The sequence below is a fragment of the Oscillibacter sp. GMB15532 genome (assembly GCF_041020825.1).
Classification (GTDB): domain Bacteria; phylum Bacillota; class Clostridia; order Oscillospirales; family Oscillospiraceae; genus Oscillibacter.
The window spans coordinates 416,503-427,464 of sequence record NZ_JBEVTO010000001.1; the positions used below are offsets into that span (position 1 = coordinate 416,503).

At 58.6% G+C, this 10,962-nt stretch carries 10 protein-coding genes; 7 read left to right on the forward strand and 3 right to left on the reverse strand.

Features of this window, described 5'->3' with window-relative positions; all coding sequences use genetic code 11:
- Both ABVS15_RS01990 and ABVS15_RS01995 read right to left on the reverse strand, forming a co-directional pair.
- Entirely contained in the window at positions 1-1,602 is a 1,602-nt protein-coding gene (locus tag ABVS15_RS01990; protein ID WP_369282098.1) for an MBL fold metallo-hydrolase RNA specificity domain-containing protein, read from the reverse strand.
- A 94-nt stretch (positions 1,603-1,696) separates the two neighbouring features.
- Positions 1,697-2,227: a cysteine hydrolase family protein gene (locus ABVS15_RS01995; RefSeq protein WP_369282099.1), complete on the reverse strand. Its 531-nt coding sequence runs from the start codon at positions 2,225-2,227 to the stop codon at positions 1,697-1,699.
- Between the two features lie 93 nt (positions 2,228-2,320).
- Between ABVS15_RS01995 and ABVS15_RS02000 the strand changes: the two genes are divergently transcribed.
- The 7 genes from ABVS15_RS02000 (at position 2,321) to ABVS15_RS02030 (ending at position 9,480) form a co-directional block, all read left to right on the forward strand.
- Complete coding sequence (locus ABVS15_RS02000; protein ID WP_369282100.1) at positions 2,321-2,467, forward strand: hypothetical protein; 147 nt, start codon at positions 2,321-2,323, stop codon at positions 2,465-2,467.
- A gap of 99 nt (positions 2,468-2,566) precedes the next feature.
- Positions 2,567-3,700 (forward strand): BMP family ABC transporter substrate-binding protein, encoded by a 1,134-nt coding sequence (locus tag ABVS15_RS02005; RefSeq protein ID WP_369282101.1) that lies wholly within the window; start codon positions 2,567-2,569, stop codon positions 3,698-3,700.
- Positions 3,701-3,869: 169 nt separating this feature from the next.
- Complete coding sequence (locus tag ABVS15_RS02010) at positions 3,870-5,441, forward strand: ABC transporter ATP-binding protein (RefSeq protein WP_369282102.1); 1,572 nt, start codon at positions 3,870-3,872, stop codon at positions 5,439-5,441.
- Positions 5,434-6,594, forward strand: coding sequence for an ABC transporter permease (locus tag ABVS15_RS02015; protein WP_369282103.1), 1,161 nt, complete (start codon positions 5,434-5,436; stop codon positions 6,592-6,594). The genes ABVS15_RS02010 and ABVS15_RS02015 overlap by 8 nt, the downstream gene beginning before the upstream one ends.
- Position 6,595: 1 nt before the next feature.
- Positions 6,596-7,564: an ABC transporter permease gene (locus ABVS15_RS02020; protein ID WP_369282104.1), complete on the forward strand. Its 969-nt coding sequence runs from the start codon at positions 6,596-6,598 to the stop codon at positions 7,562-7,564.
- A 33-nt stretch (positions 7,565-7,597) separates the two neighbouring features.
- Positions 7,598-8,554: a nucleoside hydrolase gene (locus ABVS15_RS02025; RefSeq protein WP_369282105.1), complete on the forward strand. Its 957-nt coding sequence runs from the start codon at positions 7,598-7,600 to the stop codon at positions 8,552-8,554.
- Positions 8,551-9,480 (forward strand): nucleoside hydrolase, encoded by a 930-nt coding sequence (locus ABVS15_RS02030; RefSeq protein ID WP_369282106.1) that lies wholly within the window; start codon positions 8,551-8,553, stop codon positions 9,478-9,480. Before ABVS15_RS02025 ends, ABVS15_RS02030 begins: the two co-directional genes overlap by 4 nt.
- 185 nt (positions 9,481-9,665) lie before the next feature.
- Here ABVS15_RS02030 and tuf read toward each other — a convergent pair whose 3' ends face one another.
- The gene (gene tuf / locus ABVS15_RS02035; RefSeq protein WP_369282107.1) at positions 9,666-10,871 is read right to left on the reverse strand and encodes an elongation factor Tu; all 1,206 of its coding nucleotides are present in this window, start codon (positions 10,869-10,871) and stop codon (positions 9,666-9,668) included.
- Positions 10,872-10,962: the final 91 nt, after the last annotated feature.

Here is a 10,962-nt window from a genome sequence, read left to right on the forward strand (position 1 = left end):
TTACGCCTCCCACTTGTCCAAAACCTGCTTGAGCTGGTCCGCAAATCTGCCCACGCTCTTGTTGTCCCTGCCTCTTGCGCGGGTAATGGCCTCCGACACCCGCCGTCCAATGGCCGTCAGCCGCTCATAGGCCGCCGACAGCTTCACGCCGTCCACAGTCTTGGCTTTGCGCTCGGGAAGATATCCGTTTTCAATCTGCCGGTTGGCCGCCAGATCGTAAATCTCCGTATACTGCGCCGCATGGGCATCCATCCCCATCCCTCGCAGCGTCTCGGCAAAGAAGGGCGCCACATCCCGGTCGCCATGGACCACAAACACCTGCTGGGGCTTGGGGTCCTTAAACTCGGAAATCCAGGCAATCAGGTGGTCCCGGTCCGCGTGGGAGGAAAGACCCGTGTAGTTTACCATCTCCGCCCGGACCGTAATTTCCTCGCCGAACATCTTGACAGTCTGGGCCCCGTCCAGCAGCTGCCGCCCCAGGGTTCCTTCTCCCTGATAGCCCACGAATGCAATGGTGCTCTCGGGCCGCCAGAGGTTGTGCTTGAGATGGTGCCGGATACGTCCCGCATCACACATGCCGGAGGCGGAGATAATGACCTTGGGTGCGCGGTCCTCGTTCAGCGCACGGGACTCGTCCACCGTCTCGGTCATGCGCAGGTCGGGAAAGTTAAACATATGGGTCCCGTCGGCCACCAGCGCCAGCGCATCCTCGTCCAGATAGCCCCTAAGGTCGCCGGTGAAGACCTGCGTCGCCTTTCTGGCAAGAGGCGAGTCGATATAAACCGGAAAGTTGGGAACGGATTTCACCATTCCCCTGTCCTTGATCTCCCGGATGAAGTACAAAAGCTCCTGCGTGCGGCCCACGGCAAAGGAGGGAATCACCACATTGCCGCCCCGGGCCATGGTCTTGTCGATAATCTCTGCCAGATCGTCCGTATAGCTCCAGACTTCCTTGTGGTTCCGGTCGCCGTAGGTGGATTCCATCACCACATAGTCCGCCCCTGGGAACGTAGAGGGGTCCCGAATGATGGGCTGGTCTACATTGCCGATATCCCCGGAGAAAACGATGGTCTTGGTCACCCCGGCCTCGGTCATTTCCACCCAGATAAAGGCAGATCCCAAAAGATGACCCGCGTCCTGAAATTTCACCCGCACGCCCTCGCACAGGTCAATGATCTGGTTGTACTCGCAGGTATGCACGTATTCCGCCACCTTCTGGGCGTCCTCCACGGTGTACAGCGGCTCCACCGGTTCGCGGCCCGCCCGCTCACCCTTGCGGTTTTTCCACTCCGCGTCCTGCTCCTGAATGTGGGCAGAGTCCAGCAGCATGATGTTAATCAAATCCGCCGTCAGCCGGGTGGTGACCACCTGCCCCCGGAACCCGTCCCGAATCAGCTTGGGAATCCGACCCGAGTGGTCGATGTGGGCGTGGGTCAACAGCACATAATCCACACCGGCGGGGTTGAAGGGAAACTCGTCGTTGGAAATCTCATCCCGCCCCTGCTGCAAGCCGCAGTCGATCAAAATGGTCTTACCGTTGACCTCCAGACAGTGGCAGCTCCCGGTGACGCTCTGGTCCGCGCCAAAAAATTTCAGCTTCATGGAATGTCCTCCCGTATTTTTTAGAGTCTCATATTTGCAATTTTGTAGGGCCGGGCTTGTCCGCCCCGCAGTGTCATTCCCTTTACAGTGCCCGTCAGCGGTTTAAAATCTCCGCCTGAAGCCCCGCCAGCACGTCCATGGTCTTTTCGTGCAGACCCGGATCAAAGCTGGCGGTAAGTCTTGCATCCACCACGATGCGGGCCTGGGGATAGTGGCTTTGCAGCACCGCCGCATTGCTGACCACACAGATGTTGGATACCAGCCCGCACAGCTCGATACGCGCCGCCTCCTTGGGGAGAGCCGCCAGCACCGCCGGGTCGCCTGTATCCATCCCAAAAGCGGGCTTGTCGATGCCAACAGCGCCCACCTCTTCAAGGGCCTTGGCCGTCTCGCCGTAGTTTTCCCAGCCGGGGGTTCCCTTTACGCAGTGGACCACGGGCAAAAACGTCCCCTCCCGGGTTTGGAGATAGTCCTCGGAATGGGTGTCTCTGGTAAACCAGACGCGGCCCGGACCATAGGCCCGCACCCGGGCGGCAATGGCCCCGTCCAGCTTTTCCGCGCCGGGAAAGCCAAGGGCCCCGTCCACAAAATCCTTTTGGTAGTCGATGACAAACAGGCAGTCCATACCGATTCCCGATCCTTTCCCGCTGCCGGCCGCAGCCGGTTATATTTTTACCGTTTATTCCTACTATTGTAGCATCAAATTCTTAAATGCACAATGAAAAATCCGGAAGGCAAACAGCTCCTTTCCGTGCCCCCAGAAGGAAAATTTCCTGCGATTTCCATGCAAACGGCGGTTTTGCCTGAAATTTTTGAGTCTTTTTGTGAAAAAGGGAAAAATCTTTCTCCGGAAATTGACTTTTGACGCGGAAACCGCTACAATTGTGCCATCTCAAAGTTCCGATTAACACAGATTTTTTTGTTTTTAGGGAGCTTTGGGTTAAATTATTTTGGAGGTCTTTTCATGAAAAAGTTGTTTGCTCTTGCTCTTGCAATGGCCATGACGCTGTCTCTGGCCGCCTGCGGAGGCGGCTCTACGCCCCCCGCCGGGTCCACGCCCTCTTCCGGCTCCGGCTCCGAGGCTCCCGATGGAAAGGTATACAACGTGTGCAACCTTGTCAACGGCAACCTGGGGGACAAGTCCTTCTTCGACTCTGCTAACGCCGGACTTGAGCAGTTGAAGGCCGACGGTCGCATCACTCTGAACACCATCGAAATGGGCGGCACCGACGCCGACCAGCCCACATGGCTGTCCAACCTTTACGAGGTGTCCGACTCCGGCGAATACGACCTGATTGTCTGCGGTACTTATCAGATGCCCGAGTATCTGGACGAGGTGGCCGCCAAATATCCCGACCAGCACTACCTTATTTATGACTCTGAGTCCAGCCAGCCCAACGTGGTGAATATCAACTACAAGCAAAACGATCTGGGCTACCTGATGGGCGTATTTGCCGCCAGCATGACGACTGACACCACCGTGGACCACATCAACGAGGATGCGGTGCTGGGCTTCGTCGGCGGCGTGGACAGCCCCGTCATCAACGATTTCCTGTACGGCTTCATTCTGGGCGCCCAGAGCATCAACCCCGACGTGAAGGTGGATACCCGCTACACCAACGACTATGTGGATACCGCCATCGCCAAGGAATATGGCAACTCCATGATTAATGACAACAAGTGCGACGTGATCTGGGGTGTGGCTGGCAACTCCGGCAACGGCGCTGCCGAGGCGGCTCTGGAAACCGGCAAGGCATGGTTCCTGGGCGTTGACTCCGATCAGGAGCTGACCTTCTCTCCCGATCTGGCCGCCATCACCCTCACCTCCGGCCTGAAGAACATCGGCAACTCCCTGATCTGGTTCTTCGATCAGTGGGACGCGGGCGAGGATCTCTTCGGCCAGAACATCCTGCTGGGCATTACCGAGGGCGGTGTTGGCATCGTCACCGACAAGAACTATGACAAATATGCCTCCGCCGAGACCAAGGCGGCCGTGGAGGCCGCGCAGCAGAGCATCATCGACGGTGCTGTCACCGTTCCCTCCGCTATCACCGACAGCGACGGCGTTGTCGCCCTGCGCGAGGCGGTCCGTCCGTAATTTTCCCGCTTTTTCAGACAAAGGGGGGGCTTCGCCCCCTCTTTGTCTCTCCCGCCCGGGCGCGGAGCGAGTGGCAGGCCGCTCGTTTCACGCGCGGACAGGAGGCCGGTCCTCCGGAATCCGTTTTAATATCCCACCCACAGAAAAACGCAGAGGGGGAATCCCATATATGCAGGAACACAAAGAAGAGGAATACGTCGTTCGGATGCTTGGCATCACCAAGGTTTATCCCAACGGCATCGCCGCCAATCAGGACGTTGAGCTGAATATCCGCAAGGGGGAGATTCACGCCCTGATGGGAGAGAATGGCGCAGGAAAATCCACGCTGATGAAAATGCTGTTCGGTCTGGAGCAGCCCACCGGCGGTGAAATCTGGCTGAACGGGGAAAAGGTGTCTCTCACCGCCCCCGCCGTAGCCATTGCCAAGGGAGTGGGCATGGTCCACCAGCACTTCATGCTGGTGCCCAGCCTCACCGTGGCGGAGAATATGGTGCTGGGAATGGTGCCCAAAAAGTCCGGCCTTTTGATTGATGGGGCTAAGGCAGTCCAGATCACAAAGGAATACTCGGAGAAATTTAACCTCCATGTAGACCCTGACGCCCGGGTATGCGACATTCCCGTGGGCATGAAGCAGAAGGTGGAAATTCTCAAGGCACTGGTTCGGGGTGCGAAAATCCTGATTCTGGACGAGCCTACCGCCGTTTTAACCACGCAGGAGACGGCGGAGCTGTTTAAGGAGCTGATCCATCTCAAGGAGCAGGGATACACCATTATCTTTATCTCCCACAAGCTAACCGAAATTATGCAGATAACCGACCGCATGACCATTCTCCGGGGTGGAAAGTCCATGGGCGTCTACGAAACCAAGGACGTAAGCCCGGAGAAAATTTCCCGCCTGATGGTGGGCCGGGACGTGGTGCTGAAGGTGGAAAAGGGCAAGGCAGAACCGGGAGACACCGTGCTGCGGGTCCGGGATCTGGAATACGTCAACGAGTGGGGCAAGAAAATGCTGGACAAGCTGTCCTTTGACCTGCGCCAGGGTGAGATTCTGGGCATTGCAGGCGTGGAGGGCAACGGGCAGAAGGAGCTGGTGGACATGCTGTTCCACCTGAACCTGCCCAACGCCGGCTCCGCCGAGGTGAACGGCGTCAGCGTTCTGGGACAGTCCCAGCGGAAAATCCGGGGCATGGGCGTGTCTTTGGTGCCGGAGGACCGGATGATTTACGGCATCGCAGGAGACGGCACCATTGAGGAAAACCTGATTTCCGACCGCGCCGGGGCGAAGCGGCTGAACCGCGGCCCCATGTTCGACATGAAGGCCATTCACAAGGAGTGCGACCAACTGATCGCCGATTACACCGTTTTGTGCAAATCCGGGGCGCAGCAGGTCAAAATGCTCTCCGGCGGCAATATTCAAAAGGTAGTGGTGGCCCGCGAGTTTTCTAACAGCCCCACCCTCATCATCGCCGACCAGCCCACCCGGGGCATCGACGTGGGCGCCACGGAGTTTATCCGCCGCAAGCTGGTGGAGCTTTCCCGCTCCGGTGTGGCCGTACTGCTGGTTTCCGCGGATTTGAACGAGGTCATGGAGCTGTCCGACAGCCTGATGGTCATGTACGGCGGACGGATTGCCGCTTACTTTGAAGACACGTCCAGCCTTAGCGACGAGGAGATGGGCGAATATATGCTGGGCCTGAAACAGCAGGCCCCCGAAGAGATTGGGAGGGTCTGCCATGAATAAGAGACAAAGCATGCTCTTCAGTCTCATCCGGGGTGGCGCGGCTATTTTCATCGCCCTGCTGGTGACAACGTTTTTGATTTTCATTTCCGCCGACGCGCCAGACGGCGCCTCCTTCGGCGCTGCCGTCTCCGCAAAGCTTTCGCTGACGGGGGGCGCCTTGCGCCAGCTTTTGATTGGCCCCGCCTTCCGGGCAAACGGAAGCATCAGCGTCAAAAATCTCTCCGACATTCTGGCGTCTATGATTCCCATCATCTTCACCGGCCTTGCCACCTGTGTCATGTTCTCCGCCAACCAGTTTAACCTTGGCGCAGAGGGCGGCGTCATGCTGGGCGCCTTTACAGGTGCGCTGGCCGCCATCTATCTGGATCTGCCCGCAGGGCTTCTGGCGGTGGTGTGCGTGCTGATCGCGGCGGCCTCCGTGGGCGTGATGATGCTGATTCCCGCGGTGCTGAAAGCGCGGCTTGGCGTCAGCGAAATGGTGAACTCCTTGATGCTGAACTACGTGGTGATGTACCTCATCAAATATCTGCTGAACACCTATCTGGCGGACAAAACCAAAGGTCAGATTCAGTCTTACCCCTTTCAGGCCGGGGCCGCGATTCCCCAGCTGGTGGACAACGGGTCCAAGCTGTCTTGGGGCTTTGTGGTGGCGCTGGCCTTCGTGGTCATCACCGCGCTGTTCATGTACCGCACTCGCTGGGGCTATGCCATCCGCATGATCGGCATCAATCAGGACTTTGCCATGTATTCCGGCATGAAGGTGGGCGGCATTGTGATTCTCTCCCAGGTGCTGGGCGGCGTCCTCGCGGGTATGGGCGGCAGCATTGAGATGCTGGGCCGCTACACTACCTTCTCTTGGGGCGCTCTGCCCGGATATGGCTGGACCGGCATCACCGTGGCGATTCTCGCCGGAAACAATCCGGCTTTCGTCCCTCTGGCGGCCTTTTTCATGGCATACCTCAATAAGGGCTGTAACCTGATGTCCACCTATTCCGGTGTTCCCGCCCAGTTGATTGACATTATTCAGGCGTTGATTTTCCTGTTCTTCGCGGCGGAGCAGTTCCTCTCCCGCTACCGGCAGAAGCTGGTGGTCCGCAACACGCAGGCAGAGCTGGCCGCAAAGGCCGCTCCCGCGGAAGGGAGCGTGAAGTAATATGCTGCTGGAACGAATTTTTACTACGGATTTCTTCTTCTCTGTCCTCCGTATCACCGCACCCATCCTCTTCGCCACGCTGGGCGCGGTCATTGGGGAGAAGGCCGGCATTTCCAACATCGGCCTCGAGGGCATCATGATGATTTCAGCACTCTTCGGCTCGCTCACCGCTTATTGGAGCGGAAGCTGGTTTATGGGCGTGCTGCTGGCCCTGCTGATTGGCATTCTGGTTTCCCTGCTGATGGGCTTTTTCTCCTTTAACCTGAAAACAGACATCATTCTCACCGGTGTGGCCGTAAACATGATCGGCTCCGGCGGCACACTGTTTTTAGTGAAGGTCATTACCCAGCTCACCGAGGGTTCCGCCATGGCCTCCACTACCTCCCTGATTACCAAAAGCCTTCAGACGCCCTCTGTCAACATTCCACTCTTAAAGGATATTCCCATCCTTGGCGGCATTCTCTCGGGCCACAGCGTGCTGACTTACCTTGCCTTTTTGCTGGTGTTCCTCACTTGGGTCATGCTGTATCGGACCCCTCTGGGCCTGAACATCCGCTCCGTGGGTGAAAATCCCAACGCGGCCGCCTCTGTGGGCGTCAGTGTGCTGCGCATCCGGTATATCGCCATCGGCTTTTCGGGCGCCATGGCAGGCCTTGGCGGCGCGTATATGTCCATGTACTATGCCATGGGCTGGTCCCAGGACATGGTGGCGGGCCGGGGCTTTATCGCCCTCGCAGCGCAGGCCATGGGCGCTGGCGAGCCTTTCGGGGCCATGCTGGCGGCGCTGGTCTTTGGCCTTGCCCAGGCGCTGGGCATCAAGGTTTCGTCTCTGGGGGCGGACTCCAACCTTGTCTCCCCCATTCCCTATCTCGTGACCATTCTGGGGCTTGTAATCTTTGCTCTGGTGGCCCGGAGCCGCACGCGGCGTCGTCATTCTGCCGCAGCGCTGGCCTCTGCCGCCGGAAAATAATCCATTCACAGCCCGCCTGAAAGGAAACCGCATATGACAAATCCAAAAAAACGCCCAGTCATTCTGGACGGCGACCCCGGCCACGACGACGCCATGGCTTGGATGCTGGCGCAGGCCAGTCAGGAGCTTGACATTCTGGCCGTCACCTCCGCCGCCGGAAACCAGACCATTGAAAAAACCACCTTTAACGCCAGACGCGTGTGCGCTCTGCTTGGCATTACGGCACCCATTGCCATGGGCCTGCCCGCCCCGCTTCTCTGCGACCCCATCACCGCCGGAAACATCCACGGCCAGACGGGGTTGGACGGCCCCAGCCTCCCCCAGCCGGAAGGTTCCCTCTCCTCCCTGAGCGCAGTGGAGCTGATGGCAAAGGCCCTGCGGGAAAGTTCCGACCCCGTGACCATCATCGCCACCGGGCCGGAAACCAATGTGGCCGCCCTGCTGCTGGCCCATCCGGAGCTGAAGCCCAACATTGCGCAAATCTCCGTCATGGGCGGCGGACTGGGCTTTGGCAACTGGACCCCGGCGGCGGAGTTCAACATTCTGGCGGACCCCGAGGCGGCGGACATTGTCTTCTCCTCCGGTCTTCCCCTGCTCATGTCTGGGCTGGACGTAACGGAGCAGGCTTTGATTTTTCCCGAGGATTTTGAGCGCATCCGCGCCGTTGGGAATCAGGTGGCGGGCGTGGTGGCGGACTGGCTGGAGTTCTTCTTCAAATTCCACCGGGACCTTGGCTATCAGGGCGCGCCTGTCCACGACGCGGTGGCCGTTGCAGCCCTGCTGCACCCGGAGCTGTTTACCATTCAGGACATGTACGTGGGCATTGAAACCCGCGGTGAATACTGTCGCGGCGCAACAGTAGGCGACCCGCAGGGGAAGCTAGGCCGCGCGCCCAACGCCCGGTGTGTCCTGAATCTTCAGCGCGAAAAATTTGTGGACCTGATGGCCGAGGCAGTGAAAGCCTATGACGGACGGGAGGTTGCGGTATGAGTAAAATTCCTGTCTGGTTCGATACCGATTTGGGCGTGGACGACGCGGTGGCCCTGCTGGTGCTGGCGCGGCTGCCTCAGCTTGAATTGAAGGGCATTTCCACCGTGGCAGGCAACGCAGAACTGCATCATACCTTTGAAAACGCCAGGAATGTCTGCCATTTGGCGGGTATTGAGACACCCGTCTATCCCGGCGCGGAGCAGCCTCTGTTTGTCCCGCTGCACACCGCCCCTCTGGTGCACGGCATAAACGGTGTGGGAGAGGTAGCGCTTCCCCCCTCCCCCGCAGCCAAGGAAACGAAGCCCGCGTGGGACGCGCTGTACGAGGCGGCGGAGGCCGCCGGGGGTACGCTTGAGGTGGTGGCGGTAGGCCCCTTGACCAATCTCGCCATCGCTCTGGGCAAGTACCCCAAGCTGAAAACTCTTTTAAAACGCATCCTTATCATGGGCGGCGCGGCGAAAGGCGGCAATGTGACTCCGGCGGCGGAGTTTAACATCTACGGCGACCCCCACGCCGCGCAGGCGGTCTTCCGCTCCGGCATTCCCGTGGTGATGTGCGGACTGGACGTGACTATGCAGGCCTATCTCACTCCCGAGGAGGTGGACAGCATCGGTGATCACGGCACCCCGGTGTGCCGCTTCGTCCGGGAAAGCAATCAGTTGGCGCTGAACTTCTTTGAGCGGCTCAACGGCCCCGGCCTCTGCTGCCACGACACGTGTCCGGTGCTCTTTTTGGCCTGTCCGGAGCTATTTTCCGGGGAGACGGCGGGCGTTTACGTGGAAACACAGGGAAACTTCACTCTGGGCAAAACCGTTACCGATTTGTGGAGCGATAAACAGTTTCCCCAGCAAAACGTCTTTGTCGTGCTGGATGTGGACCGGGACCGCTTCGCGGCAAAGGTGCGGGAGCTGCTGCTGGAATATTGAGAGCGGCATTTGAATATTGCAAAGCGGCGTTGGGGAACTTCCCCAACGCCGCCTTTATACGTTAATCACCCAATAAACAGACAGCCTTACGAAAAAAGCAGAGCGGCGTGCCAAAAGCACGCCGCTCTGTTCATTGAGTAATTCAGTCATTCCAAAAGCGCACGAATGCAGCATTTCAGAAATTCTTACTTCTCCTCTACCTCGATGACAGCGCCGGAACCGACGGTACGGCCGCCCTCACGGATAGCGAAACGGAGACCCTTCTCAATAGCGATGGGGGTGATCAGCTCCACGTCCATCTCCACGTTGTCGCCGGGCATGCACATCTCAACGCCCTCGGGCAGGGAGATGACGCCGGTCACGTCGGTGGTACGGAAGTAGAACTGGGGACGATAGTTGTTGAAGAAGGGAGTGTGACGGCCGCCTTCGTCCTTGCTCAGAACGTAGACCTGGCCCTTGAACTTGGTGTGGGGGTGAATGGAGTTGGGCTTCGCCAGAACCTGGCCACGCTCAATGCCATTGCGGTCCACGCCGCGCAGCAGGACGCCGATGTTGTCGCCAGCCTCAGCATAGTCCAGCAGCTTGTGGAACATCTCGATGCCGGTGACGACGGTCTTGCGCTTCTCCTCGGCCATGCCGACGATCTCGACTTCCTCGCTCAGCTTCAGCATGCCACGCTCCACACGGCCAGTGGCCACGGTGCCGCGGCCGGAGATGGTGAACACGTCCTCGACGGGCATCAGGAAGGGCATATTCTCCTTGCGCTCGGGGGTGGGGATATAGTCGTCAACCGCGTCCATCAGCTCCTTGATGCAAGCATACTCGGGAGCGGCGGGATCGGTGGACTCGCAAACCAATGCGTTCAGCGCGGAGCCCTTGATAATGGGCAGATCATCGCCGGGGAACTCGTACTTGCTCAGCAGCTCGCGGACTTCCATCTCAACCAGCTCCAGCAGCTCGGGATCGTCCACCTGATCGCACTTGTTCAGGAACACAACGATGGCGGGCACGCCCACCTGACGGGCCAGCAGAATGTGCTCGCGGGTCTGGGCCATGGGGCCGTCGGAAGCGGCGATAACCAGAATCGCACCGTCCATCTGGGCAGCGCCGGTAATCATGTTCTTGATATAGTCGGCGTGGCCCGGGCAGTCAACGTGAGCATAGTGACGCTTATCGGTCTCATACTCCACGTGGGCGGTGTTGATGGTAATGCCGCGCTCTTTCTCTTCGGGAGCCTTATCAATGGAATCATAGGCCTCAAACTTGGCCTTGCCCTGCAGGGACAGCCACTTGGTAATAGCGGCGGTGAGGGTGGTCTTGCCATGGTCAACGTGACCGATGGTACCAATGTTTACATGCGGTTTGGTTCTCTCAAATTTCTGCTTAGCCATTTGATGATCCTCCTGTCAATTTCAAAAATCCTTGCGGGCAGCGCAGTTATATTCAGTGCTCCCCATTTTACAGTAAAATGCGGGGAAAATC

Bases quoted from the DNA above. Each gene is read 5' to 3' on its own strand.
- ABVS15_RS01990 (WP_369282098.1), bottom strand. From the start codon at position 1,602: ATGAAGCTGAAATTTTTTGGCGCGGACCAGAGCGTCACCGGGAGCTGC.
- ABVS15_RS01995 (WP_369282099.1), bottom strand. From the start codon at position 2,227: ATGGACTGCCTGTTTGTCATCGACTACCAAAAGGATTTTGTGGACGGG.
- ABVS15_RS02000 (WP_369282100.1), top strand. From the start codon at position 2,321: ATGAAAAATCCGGAAGGCAAACAGCTCCTTTCCGTGCCCCCAGAAGGA.
- ABVS15_RS02005 (WP_369282101.1), top strand. From the start codon at position 2,567: ATGAAAAAGTTGTTTGCTCTTGCTCTTGCAATGGCCATGACGCTGTCT.
- ABVS15_RS02010 (WP_369282102.1), top strand. From the start codon at position 3,870: ATGCAGGAACACAAAGAAGAGGAATACGTCGTTCGGATGCTTGGCATC.
- ABVS15_RS02015 (WP_369282103.1), top strand. From the start codon at position 5,434: ATGAATAAGAGACAAAGCATGCTCTTCAGTCTCATCCGGGGTGGCGCG.
- ABVS15_RS02020 (WP_369282104.1), top strand. From the start codon at position 6,596: ATGCTGCTGGAACGAATTTTTACTACGGATTTCTTCTTCTCTGTCCTC.
- ABVS15_RS02025 (WP_369282105.1), top strand. From the start codon at position 7,598: ATGACAAATCCAAAAAAACGCCCAGTCATTCTGGACGGCGACCCCGGC.
- ABVS15_RS02030 (WP_369282106.1), top strand. From the start codon at position 8,551: ATGAGTAAAATTCCTGTCTGGTTCGATACCGATTTGGGCGTGGACGAC.
- tuf (WP_369282107.1), bottom strand. From the start codon at position 10,871: ATGGCTAAGCAGAAATTTGAGAGAACCAAACCGCATGTAAACATTGGT.